Source organism: Kitasatospora sp. NPDC004289, from assembly GCF_053602875.1.
The window spans coordinates 50,900-72,921 of the sequence record NZ_JBSGEL010000042.1; the positions used below are offsets into that span (position 1 = coordinate 50,900).

Below are 22,022 nucleotides of genomic sequence, written 5' to 3' on the forward strand. Positions count from 1 at the left end.
GTCGCCTGTTCCGCGCACGGCCCGTACAAGACTTCCCCGGTACGAACCATCCAGTCATCGGAAGGGGTGAAGGCAGCACGGATCGGGCGGGCGCCTGACGGGGCGCCATCAGGGCCGGGCGCCGCCGAAGCCGCCTGCGGAGCCGCCCGCCGGTCCCGCCGCTCCGACCAGCTCCGCCAGCGCCCGCGGGGCACCGGCCTGGCCGCGGATGCCCGGGAAGGCGTTGACGTCCACGATGACCGGTTCGCCGGCCACCTCGAGGACGTCGACGCCGTACACCGTCAGGCCGAAGGCCTCGCCGCAGCGCAGTGCCAACTCCGGGTAGCGCGGCCGGTGGTCGACGGACCGCCTTTGCCCGTCGGCGAGTTCGGAGCGGCGCAGTTCGCCGAAGACCTGCTCCCCGACCACCCAGAGCTTGTGGTCCCAGCCGTCCCCGGGCAGGAACGGCTGGTGCACCAGCGGCTCCCCCGGCCAACGGGCCGTCAGCTCCGCCAGCTCCCGCTCGTTCCGGACCGCCGCGACCAGGTCGTCCTTCCGGCTGTGGCGGCTCTTCACCACCCCCGGGTAGCCCTGCGGCCCGGCCGTGGTCGGCACGAACGGCAGCCCGGCCGCCAGGGCAGTGGCGGCCATCCACGCGCGGTCCTGGCAGTTCCCGGTCGCCCCGGCGGAGTTGACCACCACGGCGCCGCGCAGCTCCAGCGCCCGGGCCAGCCCGAGTGCCGCCGGGGTACGGGCCTTGAGCAGGTAGACGTCGGCCGGGTCGGCCAGGTCCGGCTCGCCCCACTCCACCCGGTGCCCGGCCGCACCGAGCTCCCGCGCCGCACCGACCAGCAGCGGATGGCCCGGGTCGCGGCAGATCACCCCGACCCTCACCAGACCGCCCCCGCCACCGGGACCACCGACCGCGGTGCGGGTACGGAGGAGCCGCGCCGGGCCAGGTTGAGCACCGCCCGGGCCACCCGCGGCACCGCATCCGGCACCTGACGGAAGCTCGGGAAGTCGTTGACGTCCACCACCACCGGCCCGTCGGGCCCGAAGACCACGTCCACGCCGAACAGGTCCAGCCCGTAGAGCTCGCCGATCCGGTGCACGATGTCGGCGACCTCGCGGCCCAGCGGCACCGCCCGCTCCGTCCGCTCCCCCGCCACCAGCGGGGAGGTCCGCTCGGTGGCGAAGAGCTCGCCGTCCGCGCTGTAGACCTTGAGGTCGATCCCGGAGTTGCGCACCCAGGGCTGCGCGATCAGCATCCCCTCTCCCGCGAACTCCGCTTCCAGTGAGGCGAGTTGGTCGATCGAGTCGACCCGGCGGACGGCCCGGCCCCGGCTGCCCTCGGCGGGCTTCACCACCAGCGGGTAGTAGTCCCCGGGGATGCCGGCCAGGTCGGACGGCCGGGCCGCCGCCCAGGTGGGCGGAACCGGAAGGCCCTGCCCGGCGGCCCGGATGGCGGCCGACACCTTGTCCCGCACCACCCGGATCGCGCGGGCGTCGTTCACCGTGGTCAGGCCGGCCGCCGAGGCCGCCTCCAGCAGGCCGAGCCCCGGCCCGCCGGAGACCGTCTTCAGCACCCACACGTCGTGGCTGCCCGCCCGCACCAGCCCGTCCAGGGCCAGCAGCGAGCCGCTGGGCCGCAGCACGTCCACCCGGTGCCCCCAGTCCGCGAGCTGCCGGACCACGTCCCGGGGGATGCCGTCGTTCCGGTACAGCTCCTCCACCAGGAAGCAGATCCTCATCCGCCTTCGCCCCCTACCCGCCAGCCGTCTCGTCGTCAGAGACCGCCCAGCTTGCCATGAATCGGGCACCACAAGATCATTCGCCCCGTAAGGAATCGGCCACAGACCTGCCACAGTCCGACGGCCGATGTCACGGCTTCGTCCCGAGCCCGCCGCGGAACGGGCAGGTCAGGGACGGCTGTCCGCCTCTCCCATTACCCTTTCTTGGGAAAAGGCCCACCCGGGCACCGGCCCGCCGGCCGGGGCGAGGGGAGGGCCGTTGAGGAGGGGCAGTGCGCGACACCGTAACCCCGGACCACGTCAGGCCCGAGGAGGCCCGGCCGGCCGGGCACCGAGTACCGACGCAGCACCGGGGAGGCTGCGGGCACACCGCGGCCCGCCCCACCCTGCGCCCGCGCGACCTGCACGACCTGCGCGCCCTGCCCGTCCCCGGCACCCTGGCCTACCCCGCAGGTGACCTGCTGGTGGTCTCCGGCCTGCCCGGAAGCGGCAAGTCCACGCTGATGGGCCGCTGTTCCACGGCCCCCGTGATCGACTCCCAGCACAGCCGCGAGCACTGGGCCGCCCGGCTCCCCGCCGCCCTCCCCTACGCGCTCTACCGTCCCCTGGTCCGGGCCCACCACTACCTCCGGCTGCGGCGCGCCCTGCTGGCGGGCGGCCCGCTGGTGGTGCACGACTGCGGCACCCTCCCCTGGGTCCGCGCCTGGCTCTCCCGCACCGCAGCCGCCCAGGGCCGCAGGCTGCACCTGCTGGTGCTCGACTCCACCCCCCAGCAGGCCCGGCAGGGCCAGCTCGCCCGGGGCCGCCGGGTCTCCGCCTACGCCTTCACCCGCCACCGCCGGGCCACCGGCCGCCTGCACGCCGCGCTCTCCGGCGGCCCGCTGCCCGGCTGCGCCAGCACCGTCGTCCTCTCCCGCCCGGGCGCGCTCGACCTGGAGCGGATCACCTTCACCGGCTGAACCGGCACCCGTTCCGGCTCACCGTCCGTCAACTCCGCGCCCGTACTGTCCCGACTGCACCCGGGCGGGGTGCGGCAGGACGGAGTGCGGCAGGACGGGGTGCGGCAGGACGGGTGAGCCCGGCGGCGGGTCGCCGGTGGGGCGCGGCACCGCTGGCTAGGGTGCGGTCATGACGGACACTGCCATGAGTGACACCGCGCGCGAGGCACGTCTGCGCCGGCTCGCCGAGCGCCTCGGCGCGGAGCACCGGACACCGGTCGAGCCGCTGTACGACCCGGAGCGGCGCAGTTGGACGCTCCGCTGGTACGACGGCCCCTCGGTGGCCGAGGTCCGCGCCGCGCTGCGGCACGAGGGCGCCGACCACGAGCAGGTGCTGCTCCGGCGGGACCTGACGCCGCGCGCGGTGGTGCTGGCCGCGATCCGGGAGACCAGGTCCGGCTCGCTGCGCCGCTGGGTGGGCAGCTGGGGCCAGCGCTACCACCTGGAGCAGATGATCGGCGACCGCCCCTACCCGGAGCGCACCACCGGCCCCCGCGAGGAGGCCATGCTCGACCGCCTCCTCACCGCCGCCACCACCGGTGCGACCGGCACCGGCCGCTGGGCCGTCCCCGACGAGCACCGCGCCTTCGAACTCATCGCCCGCGACGGCGTCGCCTGGCTGCTCCCCTCCCACGAGCCCGCCCGCCCCGGCGAGACCGACGGCCTGGGCCTGGACCCGCTGGAGTACCTCACCTCCCGCTACGCCACCGGCGAGCACCGCACCGCCTGGGAGACCACCCTCGCCCCCATGCCGCTGCGCGCCGCCGTCACCGCCGTGCACACCGACCGCTCCCCGTCCCCCGAGGCGGCCACGGCCGCCCTCGCCCTGCTGCCCACGCTGCGCGCCGAGCTCACCGCCCACCTCGACCACGCCGAGGCCGCCCTCCGCCGCGCCGCCGCCCCCGGCCGCTGAGCCCGACCGCTGAGCCCGACCTCACAGTTCCCGTCCCAACTCCACCATCACTCTTGACTGTTCGTTGACCACCCCGCTGGGATGGGCCCGTGAGCGAGAAGCGGAACCTCCGACTCGGCGGCCTCTCCGGCTGCCTGGCCCTCCTCGTGCTGTCGGCCGGCCTGGTCGCCCTCCTGGTCTGGGCCCTCGGCAGCACCAGCGGCACCATGCACTGACCCTTCCCGGCCACCGGGAATCACCGGACCGCGCCGTTCGCTGTCCCTGGCGGATTCCCCAGGACAGGAAGGGCAGTACCTGATGAAGACCCTGGTCGTCGGCGCCGGTGCCACCGGCGGATTCTTCGGTGCCCGGCTCGCCCGGGCCGGGCACGACGTGACCTTCCTGGTCCGGCCCGCCCGCGCCGCCCGGCTGCGCGAGCACGGCCTGCGGATCACCGGCCTGACCGAACTCCACCTGCCCGAGCCGCAGTTGGTCACCGCCGGCGAGCTCAAGGAGGACGGCTACCAGCTGGTCCTGCTCTCGGTGAAGGCCACCGCGCTCCAGACCGCCCTGGACGACCTCGCCCCGGCCGTCGGCCCCGGTACCGCGATCGTCCCGCTGCTCAACGGTCTGGCCCACCTCGACGCGCTGAACGCCCGCTTCGGCCCCCCGGCCGTGCTCGGCGGCGTGGCCAAGGTGGTCACCACGCTCGGCCCCGAGGGCGAGATCGTCCAACTCGCCCCGCCCGTCGACCTCACCGTCGGCGAGCAGGACGGCCGCCTCTCCGAGCGCGTCACCGCCATCCGCGACGCCCTCACCACGGCGGGCGTCCCCACCGATCCCACCCCGGACGCGGTGGCCGCGATGTGGCACAAGTGGGTCTTCATCACCACCCTGGCCACCGTCACCGCCCTGATGCGCGGCACCGTCGGCGAGGTCAACGCCGCCCCGGGCGGCACCGCCTTCGCCGAGGCCGTGCTTGCCGAGTGCGCCGCCGTCGCCGAGTCCGCCGGATTCCCCGTCCCCGCCCCCGAACTCGCCTTCACCCGAACCGTGGTGACCACCCCCGGCTCCCCGCTCACCGCCTCCCTGGCCCGCGACCTCGCCGCAGGCCTCCCCACCGAGGTCGAGCACCTCCTCGGCGACCTCACCGCCCGCGCCCGCACCCTCGGCGTCCTGACCCCCCTGCTCGACGTGGCGACCCTCCACCTGAGGGTCCACCAGCTGCGCGCCGGACGCTGACCGGGCGGGCGACGGCCAGCCCGGGCCGCGGGGCTGCGCCGACCTCCCGTCAGCCCTCCGCGCCCGGCGGCCGCTCCCCCCTCCGGAGACCCTCGGCCCGGGCACGGAGCTCCGCCGCCTCTGCCGCACGCCCCACGGCCGCGAGGGCCCGGGCCGCCACCCGGTACGCCTCGGCGAGGACCGGGCCGTACTCCTCGGGAGCGTCGGCGTAGTACGGGGCGACCCGGTCGGCCACCTCGCCGGCGGCCAGGAGGGCCTCCTCCGGATCCGTGGGGATCATGGCCCGCGCCCGGGCCGTCCGCGCCTCGGCCAGCGCCGTCCGGGCCCGCACCACGTGCCGGTGGGCCCGGTCCTGGATCTGCATCCTGATCCCCAGTTCGCGCTCCAGGAGCGAGACCGCGTCGTCCAGCCGGCCGGTGGCGCGGTAGGCGACCCCGAGGTGGTGACGGCTCGCCAGGGTGTCGCGGTGACGGGGCCCCAGCGTCCGCGCCCGGCCCGACACCACCTGTTCGCCCAGCACGACGGCCTCGGCGAACCTGTCCGCGGCGAGGTAGGCGAGGAGCAGCTCGTGCCGGGCCGCCAGGGTGCGGGGGTGCGAGGCTCCGAAGAGCCGCTCCCGGTCCTCGACCACCTGCCGTCCGACGCCGATGGCCTCGGTCGGCCGCCCGGACCGGCGGAGCAGCACGGCGAGGACCTTCCGGGCGCTCCCCGCGTGCGGATGGTCATGGCCGACCAGCCGCTCCCGCGCCGCCAGCACCTCCTTCACCCGGCGGACCGCCTCCGTCATCCGGCCGGCGGCGGCGTAGGCGGCGGCGAGGTTGTGACGGCTGGTCACGGTGTCCGGGTGATCCGGTCCGAGCAGCCGTTCCCGTTGCTCGAGCACCTGCTCGCCCAGCGCGATCGCCTCAGCGGTCCGTCCGGCGAGGCGGTACGAACCGGCCAGGTTGTGCCGGGTCGCGAGGGTGTCGGTGTGTTCGGTGCCGAGGACCCGCTCCCGGACGGCCAGCACCTCCTCCCCGAGTGCCACGGCCTCCGCCGCCCGGCCGGCCCAGCGGTAGGAGTTGGCGAGGTTGTGCCGTGCCAGCAGGGCCTCGGGGTGCTCGGGGCCGAACGCCTCCACCAGTTCGGCCGACAACCGCTCGCCCGTCTCCACCGCCGGCCGCAGCCAACCGGTCCGAACGGAGCCGGTGTCGCGGCTCAACCCGATCGTGAACGTGTCGGGCTGGTCCTGGCCCGCCCGCCGTTCCCGTCCGGCGACCAGGTGCTCCCAGCGCCACCGGGTGTCCCGGCTCGACCCCGGCGCCGAAGGGCCTGCGGCGCCGCCGAGGGTGTCGCCGAGGTCCGGCCCGGCCAACCGCTCCTGATCCGCCAGCACCCGTGCCAGCGCGGCCGTCGCCGCGTGGGTCATTCCCGCCTGTTCGAAGAGCAGCACCAAGGTGCGGCGGGCCACGAGGGCGTCGAGGTGGTCGGGCCCGAGGAGCCGCGTCCGATCGGCGAGCACCCGCTCGCCCTCCCGGACCGCCTCACCCATCCGCCCGGCGTCCGCGTAGGCGAGGGCCAGGTTGTGGCGGGTGGTGCCGGTCGCGGGGTCGTCGGAGCCGAGCAGCCGCTCCCGGTCGGCCAGGACCCGCTCACCGAGGTGGACGGCCTGGGCGGTGCGACCGGCCTCGGCGTAGGCGAGGGCCAGCTCGTGACGGGCGGTCAGGCTGTCGGCGTGGTCCGGTCCGAGCAGCCGGAACGACGTGGCCACCAGCTGGAGCCAGTACTGCACGGCGCCCTCCCGCTGTCCCGCCTCGAAGACGCTCCGCCCGGCCCGCAGCAGCACCGGATGGATCCCCGTGACCGGGTCCCAGAGCCGGTCGGCCACCGTGGCCAGGAGCGTCTCCGCAGTGCCCCTGAGGGCGTCGGCACGGACGCGGTCCAGGTGGTCCTCCGGCGGCCAGACCTCCAGCAGGGCATCGGCGGCGGCGCGCTCCGTCGCGGGAGCGTGAGCGGTGAAGGACTCGCTCTCCCGGACGGCCCGCCGGACCAGCCGGTGGATGCGGAAGCTCCCGTCCGGGCCCGGGTCGTGGTCCAGCAGGTTGAGCCGGTCCAGGGCACGGAGCGCGTCCTCGGCGGCCAGCCGGTCGACCTCCGCCGCTCCGGTCCGCTCGGCCAGGTGGGCGCGTGCGGCGGAGCCGGTGAGCACCACGTCGGGAACCGCCTCCGCCCCGAGGACGGCGGCGAGTTCGAGCAGCGGGCGGGCCAGTCCGGCCGGCGGGTGGGCGTCGGCGCGCTCGACCGATACGTCCCACAGGGCGGCCACCGTGCGCAGTTGCTGGTCCGGCAGGGAGGCGTCGTCCGGCATGGCCTGCCGCAGCCGGTACGCGCGGTCGGCCAGCAGCTCCCGGTAGCGCTCCACCGTCCGGCCGGTGTCGACCAAGTAGGCGGCGGCCTGGGCGAGGGCGATCGGGAGGTGGCCGAGGTCGACGGCCAGGGCGTCGAGGCTCCCGTCGCCGTCCCCGGCGTTCCGGCCGTGGCGTTCCGGTCGGTTCACCGCCTGCCGCAGGTAGGCGAGCGACTGCTCGGGGCGGTAGACGCCGAGCGGGAGTTGGGCCCGGGTGGCGGTGGTCCAGGCGGCCGCCCGGCTGCGGGTGGTCACCACCGTCCGGCCCCGCACCACCTCGGGCGGCCACAGGCCGGTCAGCGCCGAGGGCGAGGCTACGTCGTCCAGGACCACCAGCCAGCACCGCGCGGTCCGGCGGAGCCAGGTCAGGAACAGCTCGGCCGCCGCCTCCGGCTCCACCGAGCCGAGCCGGTCGGGCAGCACCGTGCGCGCCGCGCGGGCGTAGGCCTCGACCAACGCCGTCCGCTCCGCCGCCGGTGCCCACACCACCAGGTCCACCGCGGCCCGCGGGCCGTGACCGCGTCGGCCGCCCAGCCGGGCCTGACGGCGCCCCCAGCTGCGGCCCACCGGATCGGCGAGGGCCCGCTCCCAGGCCGACTGGGCGTACTGGGCCGCCAATTGGGTCTTGCCGACGCCGCCGGTCCCGGTGATCACCTGCCCCAGGACGGCGCCCTCGCCGTCGGCCAGCGCCGTCTCCAGGAGCGTGGCCTCGGGCCTGTCCTGGTGCCAGCCAGCCAGGTTCGGAATCCGTCCGACCAGCACCGGCCACTCCACCGGTCCGGACGACGCCTCCTGACGGACGTTCAACTCCCCGGCCTGCACCACGATCCGGCCCACCGCACGGTTGGTCACGTGGTGCTCGACGTGGTCGACCCGCCCACCGTCGCCGGTCACCGCGTACCCGAGGTCTCCGCCCACTCCGACGGCGCCGTCCCCGGAGGCGCTCACTCCGGGTGCGGCGCCCTCCCGCCCCGCCGCGCCTTCCCGCCCCGCCGCGTCCCCGCGGCCCGGCCCTCTGCCCCAGGTCAACCGTCGCACCGATCCCACCCCCGGCCACCCGCACCCCAGCCCCGTGGCGCGGATTCTGCCACCCCCGGCCGGCCGCCGTACCCCACTTCCGCCGACGGCCGGGCGGTCCTCCGTCAGCCCAGGTAGTCGTCCAGGCGGGCCAGGGCGAAGCCCTGTTCGGTGGCGGTGCGGATCACCAGGCGGGCAAGGTCGGTCATCGAGCCCTTCCACTCCTCGGGGCCGCGGAAGTGGGTGAGGATGATGTCGCCCGGGTGGAGCCGCTGGTCGAGGTGGCGGTACTCCATCCGGTCGGGGAAGGCCTCCTCGTTCCAGAGCGGCATCGCCGTGACGCCGCAGGAGGCGGCCGCCCGCAGCGTGTCGGCGGTGAACTCCCCGTACGGGGGCCGGAAGAGCGCCGGGCGCGGGCCCACCTCCCGCACCAGCTCGTCCTGCTGGCCGCAGATCTCCTCGTGCTGGCGCTGGTACCCGAGCCGGCGCAGGTCCTTGTGGTTGAGGGTGTGGTTGTTGACCCGGACTCCCTGCTCGTTCAGCTCGCGGAAGTACCCGTAGTCCTCCCGGGCCAGGTAGCCGGAGACGAACGCGCTGAACGGGACGCCGAGTTCACGCATCATCCGGTTGAACCGGCGGTCCTTCTCCCGTCCGTCGTCGATGGTCAGGAAGACCACCTTGTCCGTGGTCGGCACCCGGCGCACCAGCGGCGGCAGCCCGTCCCCCTGCAGGCGGACGTGCGGGCCGTCCTCGCGCAGCACCGGCTTCACGGCGGGCGGCGCGGGCGCGGGCAGCGGCGGCGCGTCCAGCCCCCAGGCCCGGGCCAGCTCGGCCAGTTCGGGCCCGCGCAGCGGGACGGCCCGGGGCACGGCCACCTCGTGGCGCTCCTGCTGCTCGGCCCGGCCGGGCAGCTCGGCGGGGCGGGCCGCGACGGCCGGCGGCGGGGCCGTGTCGCGCCCCGGCGCGGTGGGCAGCGAGCCGCAACCGGCGGCGGTGACGGCCAGACAGAGGCCCGCCAGGAGGCGGGCCCGCGGGTGAGCTGATCCGAAAGCCATACCAGTACATCTTCCGCACGCGCGGCCCGCCGCCACCTCGCCACGCCACCAGGTCCACCGAATGCCTCACCGCCACCCACACCCACACCGGCACCCCACCGTGCACTCGTGACATCCCGCCGGCCCCGCCCGTGCACCGGTGAGTCTGTCCCCGCCCCCGTTCCAGGACGTAGCGTCGTCGGTCGAAGGCACCGGCCGCCCCGACTTCCTCAGCCCTGGGCCCCGGCCGGTGCCGGGCGGCCCGCACCCCCTCCGGTCGCGGGCCGCCCTCCCCACTCCCTCCCGCCCGCGACTTTCGTCGCACCCGCGCCGCGACCATCGGCGACTGCCACCGGACCCGCCCCGTCGTCTAGCCTCGCGTGGGTGAGCGAGCGCAACACTGAAGACTCCGGCGGAGGCCGGGCCGCAGCACTGCGGGCAAGGCTGGTGCGGGTGGTCCTGCCCGGCCCCTGGAACCGACGCACCGTCACCCGGGAGACCACGGGGGCGGTGCTCTCCGGAGCGCTGGCCGGCCTGCTCGACCTGGCGGCCTCCGGCCCGCCGCTGCGCACCGCGCTGGCCGCCACCGGCGCGGCCCTGCTCTTCCTGCTGCGGCGCGGCATGCCCCGCACCGTCCTGGTGCTGGCCTCGGTCGGCTGCGGCCCGGTCGCCGCCTGGCTGCCGACCCTGATCGCGGCCGGCTGGTCGCTCGGCAAGAGGGTCACCCGGGCCCGGGACGCGGTGGTCGCCTCGGTGGTGGCCTTCCTCGCGATGCTGGTCTACGACCTGGTCGCCGACCGGGACAAGCTGCCGCTGCCCGCCCTGCTCGGGGTCACCGTCGGCGCCTTCCTGGTGCTCGCCGTGCTGCCCGCCGTCTTCGGCCGCTACCGGGAGCAGCGCCGCGCGCTGCTCACCGCGCTGGAGGAGCGCAACGCCCAGCTGCTCCGCGAGCGGGTGATGATCGCCCGTCAGGCCCGGCTGCGCGAGCGGCACCGGATCGCCCAGGACATGCACGACAGCCTCGGCCACCAGCTGGCCCTGATCTCGGTGCACACCGGCGCCCTGGAGGTGGACCGCACCCTGACCGACCGTCAGCGCGAGGCGGTCGGCGTGCTGCGCCAGGCCGCCGTGGACGCGATGCGGGAGTTGCGCGGCGTGATCGGCCTGCTCCGCGAGGACGACCAGGCGCAGGAGGAGCTGACCGGCGGCCTGGCCGAGATCCCCCGGCTGGTGGAGAGCTCCCGCGCCGCCGGGGCCGAGGTGACCCTGGCGCACCACGAGGGCCCGCGCAGCGCCACCACCGCCACCGGCCACGCCGCGTTCCGGATCGTCCAGGAGGGCCTGACCAACGCCCACAAGCACGCGCCCGGCGCCCCGATCACCGTCGCCCTGCGCTTCGAGCCGGACGCCCTGCTGGTCGAGGTGGTCAACTCCCCCTGCCCGCCCACCGCTCCCGGTGCCCCCGCCCACGCCCCGGTCAGCGGCGGCCAGGGCCTCACCGGCCTGCGCGAACGGGCCCGGCTGCTCGGCGGCATGCTGCACACCGGCCCGACCCCGGACGGCGGCTACCGCCTGGCCGGCGTGCTCCCGTACGACGGCACGGGCCGCCCGGCCGGGGAGGACCTGGAGGCCGATCTCGGCCTGACCCTGCCCGCCGGATCCGCCCCGCTCAAGCGCCGCCGCCCGGCGCTCGGCTGCGCGGTGGCGGCCGGTGCGGTGCTGCTGGTCCTGGTGGGGCTGCTGGTCTGGGGTGGCGTCAAGTTCGTGGACTCGCTGAACGAGACCACGCTCCCGCAGGACCGCTACACCTCCTTCCGGGTCGGCCAGCCGGAGGAGGAGGTCCGCCGGCAGCTCCCGCGCGGCAGCGGCTTCCTGACCGAGGGCTTCCAGCGCCAGGGCCCGCCGGTCCCGGCCGGGGCCGACTGCTCCTGGTTCCTCTCCCAGGACCAGCCCGACGGGATCTCCACCAGCGAGGTCTCCCGGCTCTGCTTCCGCGACGGCGTGCTGGTGGAGAAGGTGCAGTACCGTGCGGACGGATGAGAGCGGTGATCGTCGCCGCGCTCCGGGAGGGAAGAGCAGCACCGTGATCCGAGTCCTCGTCGCCGACGACGAACCGCTGATCCGCGCCGGGATCAGGATGATCCTGGCCAGCGAGGACGACATCGAGGTGGTGGCCGAGGCGGGCGACGGCCGCGCCGCGCTGGAGCTCGCCCGCGAGCACGCGGTGGACGTGCTGCTGCTGGACATCCGGATGCCGGTGCTGGACGGGCTCGGCGCGCTCGCCGAGCTGCCCCGCTACGCGCTGGGCGCCCGGGCCCTGATCCTGACCACCTTCGGCGAGCGCGAGAACGTCCTACGGGCCGTCACCTCCGGCGGTGCCGGGTTCCTGCTCAAGGACACCGCCCCGGCCGAGCTGATCCAGGCCGTCCGGGCGGCCGCCGTCGGGCACGCCTTCCTCTCCCCCGCCGCCACCCGCCACATCGTCGACAGCCTGGCCGCCGCCCCGGCCGCCGACGCGCGCGCCACCACGGCCCGGGCCCGGCTCGCCACCCTCGGCCCGCGCGAGCGCGAGGTCCTCGACCTGCTCGGCGAAGGCCTCTCCAACGCCGACGCCGGAGCCCGCCTCCACATGAGCGAAGCCACGGTGAAGACCTACGTCAGCCGGATCCTGGCCAAGCTCCACTGCGACAACCGCGTCCAGGCCGCCCTCCTCGCCCGCGACGCCCAGGGCTGACGCGCGGGGACGGCAGGGCGAACGTGGCCGGTGGAAGTGGTCACACCAGGGGCGCGGGGAACTGCGCGCCGGGGAACGGCAGGACGTGCAACTGGCTCGCGTGCCCCGATCTGGCGGTGGTCCGCCTTCCGAACTCGCGCAGTTCCCCGCGCCCCTGGTGTGACCCGACTCCGTTGCAAGCTCAGCGCAGCCGCGTCCGCGTCCCCGGCCCGGAGCCCGCCCGGGCCGGGCGGCGCACGCGCGTACGCCGCGCGCCCTCGTCCTCCGAGGTCGCCGCCGACGCCAGGGCGGCCGCCCGAGCGGCTCGCAGGGCGAACGCCGCCGCCAAAGCGGGCTCGCTGACGCCGAGTTCGGCCATCCGACCCTGGCAGGGGCCGCACCAGAGCGGGCTCGCCGCACTGCCGTCCCCGTACCGCAGGTCCTCCGGCGGCAGGTAGTGCACCCCGCACTCCTGGCAGACGAAGACCAGCCGCATCAGCCCCACACCTCCCCGGTACCACCGCACCGGCCACAGGGCGAGAGGTACCGGTGCTCGCGCGCGACCTGGTCGCCCCGGCCGTCGGTCTCCACCGTGTGCTCGATCTTCTCGGTCACCCGGCCACCCCCGCAGGCGGGGCAGAGCTGCGCCTCGGCCACCTTACCGTCACCTCCCGTGCACGGAACGTACCGACCGTACCGTGTCCCGGACTTGATCGCTGCCGCTCCACGGACCGGCGGACTGATCCGCTGTCATATTCCACTCCACCACGACCTTCCCCGCGCCGTCCCTCGCCATGCGCATGTTGACCGGTTCCCGCCGTCGTCCCTATGCTTCGGCCCTTCCGAGAACACGTTCCACCTCCGGGAAAGGCACCTCCGATCACCAGCGCAGCGCAGGAGCGGGACACCACCGCCCCCCGGCCGACCAGCCGCCGCCGTTTCCTCACCTACCTGGTGGCCGCCCCCGCCCTCGCGGTCGGCGCCCAGCTGGCGCTGGACGCCGAGCCGGCCGAGGCGCTGGTGCAGGTCGGCGGCATCCCCGGCCTGCCCGCGCTGGCCGACCTCGGGGACGTGCTGATCCTGGCCGGGCTGCCGACCGCGCACCTGCTGGTGCTGGAGGTGACCGAGGCGGGCAAGGCGGTGCTCCAACTCCCGCGCCTGGAGGTCGGCCAGGGCCTCACCACCGCGATGGCGATGCTGGTCGCCGAGGAGCTCGACGCCCGCCTCGCCGACGTCGAGGTGCCGCTCTCGCCCGCCCGTCCCGAGCTGCTCTTCGCCCAACTCACCGGCGCGTCCAACTCGGTGCGCTCCCTCTACGAGCCGGTTCGCGCCGCCGCCGCGGCCGCCCGGGCCCGCCTGGTCACGGCGGCGGCGAACCGCTGGCAGCTGCCGGCCGGCACCCTGCGCACCGCCGACGGCCGGGTCACCGCGCCGGACGGCCGCTCGGCCGGCTACGGCGAACTCGCCCTCGCCGCCGCCGAGGTGGTCGTCCCGGCCGTCTCCACTGCGCCCAAGGCAGAGGGGCAGCAGCGGCTGGTCGGCACCCCGACCGGCCGGATCGACGCCCGGGACATCGTCACCGGCCGGGCCAAGTACGCCGGCGACCTCGACGTGCCGGGCGCGGTGCCGACCGTCGTGCACCGCCCGCCGACCATCGGCGGCACCGTCCGCTCGCTGGACGACACCGCCGCCCGCGCGATGCCCGGGGTGCTGGACGTGGTGCGGATCCCCACCGGCGTCGCCGTCCTCGCCGAGACCTTCGACCAGGCCCTCAAGGCCAAGGCCGCGCTGCGGGTGGACTGGCGTCCGGGCCCGCTCGCGGGAGTCTCCGACGCCCAGGTCCGGGCCGGGCTGCGGGCCGTCAACAAGCCCTTCCTGGTCCCCCCGCTGCTGACCCTCAGCCTGGACGCCGAGTTCGACTTCGCCTTCGTCAGCCACGCGCCGATGGAGGTCCTCACCGCCGTCGCGGACGTCCGCCCGGACCGGGCCGAGATCTGGTTCGCCGCGCAGTCCCCGATCGCCGCCCAGGAGCAGATCGCACTCGAACTCGGCCTGCCCGTCCCGGCGGTGACGGTCCACGTGGTGCGGGCCGGCGGCTCCTTCGGGCGACGGCTGTTCCACGACGCGGCGTTGGAGGCGGCCAAGGTCTCCAAGGCGGCCGGACTGCCCGTCAAGCTGATGTGGACCCGCAACGACGACATCCGGCACGGCCGGGTCCGCCCCGCCAGCCACCACCGGGTGCGGGCCACCCACGCGCTCGGCCAGGTGCTCACCTACGAGCACCGGGTGGCCACCGTGCGGACCGACTTCGGGCACGGCCTGGGCGAGCTGCTCACCGCCGCCGGAGCCAGCCTGCCGGTCGGCGACGCGCTCTTCTCGCAGACCTTCTTCGACCTCACCCAGGAGGTCCCCTACGACCTCGGGGTCTCCACCCAACTGCTCTCCGAGCTGCCGTTGGAGATCCCCACCGGCAGCTGGCGCTCCGTCTACTCCGGCATGGTCCGGGTCGCCGACGAGGTGATGCTGGACGAGCTGGCCCGCACCCTGGGCCGGGACCCGGTGGCCTTCCGCCGCTCCCGGCTGACCAGTGCCACCGGCCGCGCGGTGCTCGACAAGGTGGCCCAGGCCGGGAGTTGGGGCCGCCCGATGCCGCCCGGCTGCGCCCAGGGCGTCGCCTACCACGCCGAGCACCGCTCGGCGGTCGCCTGCCTGATCGAGCTGGACGCCTCCGACCGGGCCAACCCCCGGGTCACCAAGGCCGTGATGGCCGCCGACGTCGGCCGGGTGATCAACCCGCGCGGCCTGGAGGCCCAGCTGCTCGGCGCCGTCACCGACGGCATCTCGGTCACCCTGCGGGCCGGTGTCCACCTGGACGACGGGGCGATCCGCGAGGGCAGCTACGCCGACTTCAGGTACGCCAGGCAGCGCCACAGCCCGCTCGCCTTCGAGGCGCACTTCCTGCCCCCGAGCGGCCCGCCCGGCGGCGCCGGCGAACTGGGCTTCCCGGCGGCGGCCGCCGCGGTGGCCAACGCCTACGCCCGCGCGACCGGCACCAGCCCGCGCAGCTTCCCGATCGCCTTCTGAACCCCTACTCCGCACTCCTCTTCTCCGCACTCCTCAAGGACCCCCACGTGCCCAGCTACCAGTTCGTCCTCAACGGCAGTCCGGTGACGGTCGAGGCCCCCGCCGACATGCCGCTGCTCTGGGTGCTGCGCGACAAGCTCGGCGTCACCGGCCCCAAGTACGGCTGCGGGGTCGGCGTCTGCCGGGCCTGCACCAGCCACCTGGACGGCGCCGAGGTGCAGCCCTGCGTGGTGCCGGTGGCCGACTGCGCCGGACGCACCGTCACCACCATCGAGGGCCTGGCCGACGGCGACCGTCTGCACCCGGTGCAGGAGGCCTGGCTGGAGTGCGACGTCGCCCAGTGCGGCTTCTGCCAGCCCGGCCAGATCATGACCGCGGCCGCCCTGCTGAGGACCAACAGGTGCCCCAGCGACGCCGACATCGACCGGATCGAGAACGTCTGCCGCTGCGGCACCTACGCCCGCATCCGCGAGGCGGTGAAGAAGGCCGCCGCCAAGATGGCCTGACGGCGGGTCGGGACGCCTCCCGTCAGTGCAGGCCGGTGCAGGTGAGCGCATCGCTGTTCTGCGGGCCGAGACAGGCCCGCGCGGGGTTGTTCCCGTTGACCATCGCGGTCCAGACGTACTTCCGGGCACCGTCGGTCTTCCTGGTGTACTTCACCGAGTAGTCGCGGTTGGCCACCAGCACCGCACCGCCGTTCGGCGCGTCCACGCTGCGGGCCCACTTGGCCTTGCACGCGGCGCTGCCGAACAGCTGCACCTTCACGGACCCGTCGAGCGCCTTGGTCTCCAGCAGCTTGCCGTCCGAGGCGCAGCCGGTGGTGTCCGGGTCCTTGCCGTTGCAGCCCGCGCCGGTGCAGGCGGCCGCGGCGGCGGGCTGGGCGGGGGCGACGGCGATGCCGGTGGCGAGCAGCGCGAGCGAGGCCGTCAGGACGGCGAGCAGGCGCGAGGGGGCGGTGGCTCTGGACACGTGGTGCTCCGTTCACGGGGTGAAGGTCCGTATCCGGACTACCCGTTGGGGTGGTGCCCGCATGCCCCGCCACCTGGCGTTTCAGCAGTTCGGGTGACGGCCGGTCAGGCCGGGGCCAGCCCGTACAGCACCTTGTCGTGCCCGATGAAGAGGTGCCGGCCGTCGGTGGCCACCCGCCAGTACTGGACGCCCGGTTCGGTGTCCCGGAAGGTCCACCGGATCTCCCCGGTGCGCTCGTTCAGCGCGCACACCCCGCCGCCCACGGGGCCCGGTACGAAGAGCGAGCCGGCCACCGCGACCGGCCGGCAGCGCGCGTCCAGCCGGAACGGCAGCTGGCAGGACCAGAGCTCCCGGCCGTCCGTCAGCTCGTTGCGGCTCACCACGCCGTTGTCGCGCAGCAGGTAGACGTCACCTCCGGTGGCGTACGGCCGCAGCAGCCGGGTGTCGCCCTGCTCCTCCACGATCCACTCGACGCTTCCGTCCCGCAGCGACAACGACCGTATCCCGGTGGCACGGTGGGCCACGTAGGCGTGCTCGAAACCGGCCTCCCGCCAGGTCAGCCCCTGGTCGGCCCGGGCCGACCAGAGCAGCTCCCCGGTGAAGCCGTTCAGGGCCACCACTTCGTCCCGGGTGCTGCGCGCGAGCAGGGTCCGCGTACCGGCGACCGACTGGAAGTCCATCAGGAACCCGCCGTCCTCGCCCATGCCCGGCCGGCTCCACACCATCGCGCCCGAGGTCGCCGAGAGGGCGAACAGCTTCTCGTCCGGCAGGTCCCGGGTCCGCCCGTACAGGAACTCCCCCTCGACGGCGAGGAGCTCCCAACTCGGGTCCAGTGCGGGCGGGTTGACCACCTCCAGGGAGATGCCGTAGCCGTGCGCGGAGAACCGGCCGATCCTGGTCTGGTACAGCAGGTCGCCGGCCGCCAGCAGGGTGTCGTCCGGGCCACCGGGCATCGCCATGCGCTTGGCCACCGCGCCGGTCTCCGGGGTCAGCAGGAAGAGTTCCTCGCCGGTGGCCACCATCGGGAGCACCGTTCGCCCGGTCACCCGCTCCGGGGCCTGCGCCTCGGGGGCGCGGAACGTCCAGATCGGTACGGGCCCCTCGACCGCCGACGGCCGCTCCGGCTCGCCCCCGGCACGGCCCCACCACCAAGCCGCCGCCCCGGCGGCCGCCAACCCGGCGCCACCGAACAGCAGTTGACGCCGCGACGGTCGGGGCGCCGCCGGCCCCGCCGCCAACTCCTCGGGCCCGACACGGGATCCGTCCCCCTCGGGCTCGTCGAAGACGATCGAGCCGACCTGCTCGCCAGCGGTCACCGCTGCCCCCTCGTCCGTCCGCGACCGGTCCAGACCTGGAGGATAACCCGCACCCGATAGGGTCGGACCGAGGGGACGGCCGACGATGCTCGTCTCGCGTCCGGCACCGTTCCACAGAGAGGCCCGCCCGCACCATGAGCCCCGAGCCCACGTACCTCGTCCTGCCCGGCTTCCAGAACTCCGACCACGACCACTGGCAGAGCGTCTGGGAGCGCACCGACCCGGCCCGGTTCCGGCGCGTCCAGCAGGCCGACTGGGACGAGCCGAAGGTCGGCGACTGGGTCGCCGTCCTCGACCGCGCGGTACGGGAGGCCGAGGGCCCCGTGGTGCTGGTCGCCCACAGCCTCGGCTGCACCACCGTGGCCCACTGGGCCGCCAACCCGGACGGCAAAGTGATCGGCGCGCTGCTGGTCGCCCCGCCCGACATCGACACCGCCGAGGTCCCCGAGCTGGTCAACTTCCGCCCGGTGCCGCTGCGCCCGCTGCCCTTCCCGAGCACCCTGGTCGCCAGCGGGGACGACCCCTGGTGCACCGCGGAACAGGCCCGCCGGTACGCCGAGGCCTGGGGCTCGCGCCTGGTCGAGGCCGGCGACCACGGCCACCTCAACGCCTCCTCCGGCCTCGGCGACTGGCCGTTCGGCCGCGCCCTGCTGGACGGCCTCACGGCCTGACGTCCGCTCGAACGGCGGGGCCCCGGGCCTGGTCCGGCCGGACCGGGCCCGGGGCCCCGCCGGCCACCCGGGCGTTCGCGGCCGCCGGGAGCCCCCGACGGTGACCCGCACCACACTTCTCCCCGTGTGAGCCGTGACACACGATCACCACGGCGCCGCCCCTCGGACACCCCGCGCCCACAACCGGCACCAGGTCCTCATCCTCCTTTCACAGCGCGGGTGTTCGCGGCCACGGCCGTGACCTGCGCGTTGGCCCGGACCCCTGCCGAAGGGCCTTCCGGCGTCCACTACGCTCCCCGGAAGCACAGGGGTCCCACAGGTCCCCGGGCGATTTCCGTTATCGGAGCGCGGCCCCCCGATCTCCCATCACGACAGGGCAGTACGGACGGGCCGACGGAGAAGGTGAACCAGGCGGATGGACAGGCAGCACGCCGAACAGACCGGTCAGACGGTGCTTCAGGCACAGGCGGGTGACCAGCGGGCCACGGACGAGCTCATCGGCACCCACCTGCCACTCGTCTACAACATCGTCGGCCGCGCCCTCGGCGGCCACCCCGACACCGACGACGTCGTGCAGGAGACCATGCTGCGCGCCGTCGACCAGCTCCCCGCCCTCCGGGAGCCGAGCAGTTTCCGGTCCTGGCTGGTGGCCATCGCCATGAACCAGATACGCCGCCGCCACCAGGTGCTCCAGCAGGGCCAGCTTCCGATCGACCCCTCCTGGGACTCGGCAGATCCGGGCGCCGACTTCGTCGACCTCACCATCGTCCGGCTCGGCCTGTCCGGGCAGCGCCGAGAGGTCGCCGAGGCCACCCGCTGGCTCGACGAGGGCGACCGCGAGCTGCTCTCCCTCTGGTGGCTGGAGGCCGCCGGGGAGCTCAGCCGCGCCGAGCTGGCCACCGCGATGGAGCTGCCCGCCGCGCACGCGGCCGTCCGGGTGCAGCGGATGAAGGGCCAGCTGGAGACCGCCCGGGTCGTGGTCCGCGCGCTGGCCGCCCAGCCCGCCTGCCCGCCGCTGGCCGAACTGACCGCCACCTGGGACGGCGACCCGTCCGCGCTCTGGCGCAAGCGGATAGCCCGGCACGCCCGGGAGTGCGCGTACTGCTCCCGGCAGTGGGAGGGCCTCTTCCCCGCCGAGGGCCTGCTGGCCGGCCTCGCCCTGGTGCCCGTGCCGCCCTCGGTCGACCCCGCCACCCTCTTCGCCGGCCACTCCCTCCTCCCCTCCGACGGCACCTCGACCACCAGCGTGCTGTCCGCCGCGCGCCCGGGCCGGGCCGAGCTGCGCCGCGCGGCCTCCGGCCGGGGCGGCCAGGGCACCACGGCCGGGCGCCACGGCCGCCGCGCCAAGCCCAGCACCCGCCGCCGCGTGCTGACCACCGTGATCGGCACCGCCGTGGTCACGGTCGCCGCCGTCGGCGTGGTCGGCGCCGACCAGGAGCCGCCCGCCCCGGCCCAGGCCTCCGCCCCCCGCATCGACGCCACCTCCGCTCCCGTGCTCCCCTCCCCGTCGGCCTCCACCGACGGCCCGGCCCCTTCACCGGCCCCGAGCTCGGCCGCACCCACCTCGGCGAGCCCCACGCCGTCCCCCTCGCCCTCGGCACCGAAGCCGTCCAGCCCGGCCCCCTCGCCGTCACCGTCGACCTCGCCGAGCCGGACCGCCTCCGCCGCCCCCACCACGGCCACCCGCGCCACCTCCTCCGAGCAGCGGGTGCTCGACCTGGTCAACACCGAGCGCGCCAAGAACAACTGCGGCCCCCTCAAGGCCAACGGCAAGCTCCAGGCCGCCGCCCAGGGCCACTCCGACGACATGGCCGCGCGGAACTTCTTCAGCCACACCAACCCCGACGGCAAGGGCCCGCAGCCCCGCATCGAGGCGGCCGGCTACGAGTGGAGCACCTGGGGCGAGAACATCGCCAAGGGCCAGAAGGACGCCGACTCCGTGATGTCCTCCTGGATGAACAGCTCGGGCCACCGCGCCAACATCCTCAACTGCTCCTTCACCGAGATGGGCGTGGGCATCCACACCGGCTCCGGCGGCCCGTGGTGGACCCAGGTCTTCGGCGCCCCCGCCTGACCCTCCCCCGCCGGCCCGGAATACCGTGTGCCGACGACCGGTTCACCGGCTGAGCCCGTTCCCCGGCCGCCACCCCGCCGCCCCCGACCCGAAGGACCGATCCCCGTGAGCCTCTACGACATCCCGCTGCGCTCCCTCGACGGCACCCCGACCTCCCTCGCCGACCACAAGGGCAAGGCCCTGCTGCTGGTGAACGTCGCCTCCAAGTGCGGCCTCACCCCGCAGTACGCCGGCCTGGAGCGCCTCCAGCAGCGGTACGCCGACCGGGGCTTCACCGTCCTCGGCTTCCCGTGCAACCAGTTCCTCGGCCAGGAGCCCGGCACCGCCGAGGAGATCCAGACCTTCTGCTCCACCACCTACGGCGTCTCCTTCCCGCTCTTCGAGAAGATCGACGTCAACGGCGAGGACCAGCACCCGCTCTTCGCCGAGCTCACCAAGACCCCGGACGCCGAGGGCATCGCCGGCGAGATCCAGTGGAACTTCGAGAAGTTCGTGATCTCCCCCGACGGCGCCGTCACGGCCCGCATCCGCCCCCGCACCGAGCCCGAGTCCGCCGAGGTCACCACCGCCATCGAGGCGCAGCTCCCCGCCTGACCCACTCTCACCGCACCCGACGGCCTCCCCGCACCCCCGCCCGGGAGGCCGTCGGCGTGTCTCCGCCCGGGAGGCCGTCGGCGCGTCCGCCCGCCGGTGCCCCGTCAGCCGGGCAGCTCCGCGCACAGGCAGCCGACGCCCGGCCCGATCCACTCCCGCCCGGTCCACTCCGGGTGACGCCCGATCAGCAGGGCCCGCACCTCGGCCACCGTCCCGGCCTCGCCCAGCCCGGCCCGGCCCCGCCGCCAGGTCTCGTCCCGCAGCTCCCGCAGGTAGTCCCGGACCTCGGCGAGCAGCTCCGGCCCGGCGACCGCGCCGTGCCCCGGGACCACCGTCCGGTGCCCGGCGGCGGCCAGCCCCTCCAGCACCGCCAGCCAGCCGACCCCCGAGACCTCGGTGTCGTGCGGCGGGAACCACGGGAAGATCGCGAACTGCCCGTTCTCCACCAGATCACCTGTGAACAGCACGCCCGCGTCCGGCACCTCCACCACCTGGTCGCCCCGCGTGTGCCCCCGGCCGGTGGGGCGCAGCCGCACGCTGCGCCCGCCGAGGTCGAGCTCGTGGCCGTCGTCCCCGTACACCTGGTCCGGCGTCGGCAGCACCACGCCGTCCAGGCGGCGGGCGACCGTCTCGCCCAGGCCCCGGAACATCTCCAGGTACCCCGATCCCCGGGTGCGCAGCTCCTCGGCCTGGGTCCGGTTCACCAGGTAGGTGGCGCTGCCCGCGAACACCGAGGCGCCGAAGGCGTGTTCGGGGTGGAAGTGGGTGGTGGTCAGGTAGAGGCGGCGGCCCCGGGCCACCTCGGCGGCGAGGGCCAGCACCTGTTCGGCGTTGGCGGTGCCGAGGCCCGTGTCGACCACCAGGACGGCTTCGGTGCCGCCGATGACGCCGATGTTGGGGACCAGCGGCACGCCGCCGTCCGGGACCACCAGCAGGTCCGGGGCGATCTCGCGGGCGTCGGCCACCCGCACGGCCGGGTCGGAAAGGGGTTCGAAGTCCATGCCCCGAGTCCACCGCCGGGGCGGCGGCGCCGTCCAAGACACGTTCCGCACGGGCCGATGCCCCACGGGTATCGTCGCAGCATGGAGCTGCGGACCCTGCGCTACTTCGTCGCCGTCGCCGAGGAACGCCACGTCGGCCGGGCCGCCGCCCGGCTGCACCTCAGCCAGCCCGCACTCAGCCGCGCGGTCCGACAGCTGGAGGCCGAGCTCGGCGCCGTCCTGCTGGACCGTTCCCCACGGGGCGTCAGCCCGACACCGGCGGGCGCGGTCCTCCTGACCGAGGCGCGCGAGGTGCTGGACC

Annotated in this window: 21 protein-coding genes; 12 read left to right on the plus strand and 9 right to left on the minus strand. The window is 75.3% G+C overall.

The window, feature by feature from the left end:
- Positions 1 to 108 precede the first annotated feature (108 nt).
- Together ACWEPF_RS25960 and ACWEPF_RS25965 are read right to left on the minus strand one after the other, a co-directional pair.
- Positions 109 to 873, minus strand: coding sequence for an ATP-grasp domain-containing protein (locus ACWEPF_RS25960; RefSeq protein WP_452174400.1), 765 nt, complete (start codon positions 871 to 873; stop codon positions 109 to 111).
- Positions 870 to 1,730: an ATP-grasp domain-containing protein gene (locus tag ACWEPF_RS25965; RefSeq protein ID WP_345279922.1), complete on the minus strand. Its 861-nt coding sequence runs from the start codon at positions 1,728 to 1,730 to the stop codon at positions 870 to 872. Before ACWEPF_RS25965 ends, ACWEPF_RS25960 begins: the two co-directional genes overlap by 4 nt.
- A 272-nt stretch (positions 1,731 to 2,002) precedes the next feature.
- On the opposite strand from ACWEPF_RS25965, the gene ACWEPF_RS25970 reads away from it, so the two are divergent.
- The 4 genes from ACWEPF_RS25970 (at position 2,003) to ACWEPF_RS25985 (ending at position 4,862) form a co-directional block, all read left to right on the plus strand.
- Positions 2,003 to 2,689, plus strand: coding sequence for an AAA family ATPase (locus ACWEPF_RS25970; protein ID WP_380150023.1), 687 nt, complete (start codon positions 2,003 to 2,005; stop codon positions 2,687 to 2,689).
- Positions 2,690 to 2,858: 169 nt separating this feature from the next.
- On the plus strand, positions 2,859 to 3,641 hold the full coding sequence (locus tag ACWEPF_RS25975; protein WP_452174401.1) for a hypothetical protein: 783 nt from the start codon (positions 2,859 to 2,861) through the stop codon (positions 3,639 to 3,641).
- A gap of 89 nt (positions 3,642 to 3,730) precedes the next feature.
- On the plus strand, positions 3,731 to 3,856 hold the full coding sequence (locus ACWEPF_RS25980; protein ID WP_345279925.1) for a hypothetical protein: 126 nt from the start codon (positions 3,731 to 3,733) through the stop codon (positions 3,854 to 3,856).
- An 82-nt stretch (positions 3,857 to 3,938) separates the two neighbouring features.
- Positions 3,939 to 4,862 (plus strand): ketopantoate reductase family protein, encoded by a 924-nt coding sequence (locus ACWEPF_RS25985; RefSeq protein WP_452174402.1) that lies wholly within the window; start codon positions 3,939 to 3,941, stop codon positions 4,860 to 4,862.
- Between the two features lie 49 nt (positions 4,863 to 4,911).
- On the opposite strand, the gene ACWEPF_RS25990 is transcribed toward ACWEPF_RS25985, so the two are convergent.
- Positions 4,912 to 8,196 (minus strand): tetratricopeptide repeat protein, encoded by a 3,285-nt coding sequence (locus ACWEPF_RS25990; protein ID WP_452174403.1) that lies wholly within the window; start codon positions 8,194 to 8,196, stop codon positions 4,912 to 4,914.
- Between the two features lie 194 nt (positions 8,197 to 8,390).
- Positions 8,391 to 9,320: a polysaccharide deacetylase family protein gene (locus ACWEPF_RS25995; RefSeq protein WP_449796653.1), complete on the minus strand. Its 930-nt coding sequence runs from the start codon at positions 9,318 to 9,320 to the stop codon at positions 8,391 to 8,393.
- A 363-nt stretch (positions 9,321 to 9,683) separates the two neighbouring features.
- Between ACWEPF_RS25995 and ACWEPF_RS26000 the strand changes: the two genes are divergently transcribed.
- Together ACWEPF_RS26000 and ACWEPF_RS26005 are read left to right on the plus strand one after the other, a co-directional pair.
- Positions 9,684 to 11,339 carry a sensor histidine kinase gene (locus ACWEPF_RS26000; protein ID WP_452174404.1) on the plus strand — a complete coding sequence of 552 codons (1,656 nt, stop codon included), beginning with the start codon at positions 9,684 to 9,686 and terminating at the stop codon, positions 11,337 to 11,339.
- Between the two features lie 43 nt (positions 11,340 to 11,382).
- Positions 11,383 to 12,033 carry a response regulator transcription factor gene (locus ACWEPF_RS26005; RefSeq protein ID WP_452174405.1) on the plus strand — a complete coding sequence of 217 codons (651 nt, stop codon included), beginning with the start codon at positions 11,383 to 11,385 and terminating at the stop codon, positions 12,031 to 12,033.
- A gap of 181 nt (positions 12,034 to 12,214) precedes the next feature.
- Here ACWEPF_RS26005 and ACWEPF_RS26010 read toward each other — a convergent pair whose 3' ends face one another.
- The gene (locus tag ACWEPF_RS26010) at positions 12,215 to 12,508 is read right to left on the minus strand and encodes a hypothetical protein (RefSeq protein ID WP_452174406.1); all 294 of its coding nucleotides are present in this window, start codon (positions 12,506 to 12,508) and stop codon (positions 12,215 to 12,217) included.
- Positions 12,508 to 12,669, minus strand: coding sequence for a hypothetical protein (locus ACWEPF_RS26015; RefSeq protein ID WP_345279934.1), 162 nt, complete (start codon positions 12,667 to 12,669; stop codon positions 12,508 to 12,510). The genes ACWEPF_RS26010 and ACWEPF_RS26015 overlap by 1 nt, the downstream gene beginning before the upstream one ends.
- A 297-nt stretch (positions 12,670 to 12,966) precedes the next feature.
- Here ACWEPF_RS26015 and ACWEPF_RS26020 point away from each other — a divergent pair, with 297 nt between their 5' ends.
- Positions 12,967 to 15,096, plus strand: coding sequence for a molybdopterin cofactor-binding domain-containing protein (locus tag ACWEPF_RS26020; protein ID WP_452174407.1), 2,130 nt, complete (start codon positions 12,967 to 12,969; stop codon positions 15,094 to 15,096).
- A 47-nt stretch (positions 15,097 to 15,143) separates the two neighbouring features.
- Positions 15,144 to 15,602, plus strand: a complete 459-nt coding sequence (locus tag ACWEPF_RS26025; RefSeq protein ID WP_452174408.1) for a (2Fe-2S)-binding protein — start codon at positions 15,144 to 15,146, stop codon at positions 15,600 to 15,602.
- 22 nt (positions 15,603 to 15,624) lie between these two features.
- Here ACWEPF_RS26025 and ACWEPF_RS26030 read toward each other — a convergent pair whose 3' ends face one another.
- The gene (locus tag ACWEPF_RS26030) at positions 15,625 to 16,065 is read right to left on the minus strand and encodes a DUF2690 domain-containing protein (RefSeq protein WP_452174409.1); all 441 of its coding nucleotides are present in this window, start codon (positions 16,063 to 16,065) and stop codon (positions 15,625 to 15,627) included.
- 104 nt (positions 16,066 to 16,169) lie between these two features.
- On the minus strand, positions 16,170 to 17,381 hold the full coding sequence (locus ACWEPF_RS26035) for an outer membrane protein assembly factor BamB family protein (RefSeq protein ID WP_452174410.1): 1,212 nt from the start codon (positions 17,379 to 17,381) through the stop codon (positions 16,170 to 16,172).
- A 134-nt stretch (positions 17,382 to 17,515) separates the two neighbouring features.
- On the opposite strand from ACWEPF_RS26035, the gene ACWEPF_RS26040 reads away from it, so the two are divergent.
- From ACWEPF_RS26040 to ACWEPF_RS26050, 3 genes are all read left to right on the plus strand, one after another.
- Positions 17,516 to 18,052 (plus strand): RBBP9/YdeN family alpha/beta hydrolase, encoded by a 537-nt coding sequence (locus ACWEPF_RS26040; protein WP_452174411.1) that lies wholly within the window; start codon positions 17,516 to 17,518, stop codon positions 18,050 to 18,052.
- 415 nt (positions 18,053 to 18,467) lie between these two features.
- Positions 18,468 to 20,126 carry a sigma-70 family RNA polymerase sigma factor gene (locus ACWEPF_RS26045; protein ID WP_452174412.1) on the plus strand — a complete coding sequence of 553 codons (1,659 nt, stop codon included), beginning with the start codon at positions 18,468 to 18,470 and terminating at the stop codon, positions 20,124 to 20,126.
- Positions 20,127 to 20,231: 105 nt separating this feature from the next.
- Positions 20,232 to 20,720: a glutathione peroxidase gene (locus tag ACWEPF_RS26050; RefSeq protein WP_345279948.1), complete on the plus strand. Its 489-nt coding sequence runs from the start codon at positions 20,232 to 20,234 to the stop codon at positions 20,718 to 20,720.
- A 104-nt stretch (positions 20,721 to 20,824) separates the two neighbouring features.
- Here ACWEPF_RS26050 and ACWEPF_RS26055 read toward each other — a convergent pair whose 3' ends face one another.
- Positions 20,825 to 21,721: an MBL fold metallo-hydrolase gene (locus ACWEPF_RS26055; RefSeq protein WP_452174413.1), complete on the minus strand. Its 897-nt coding sequence runs from the start codon at positions 21,719 to 21,721 to the stop codon at positions 20,825 to 20,827.
- Positions 21,722 to 21,802: 81 nt separating this feature from the next.
- Between ACWEPF_RS26055 and ACWEPF_RS26060 the strand changes: the two genes are divergently transcribed.
- Positions 21,803 to 22,022 (plus strand): LysR family transcriptional regulator (locus tag ACWEPF_RS26060; RefSeq protein WP_452174414.1); only part of this gene is annotated, 220 nt, incomplete at its 3' end.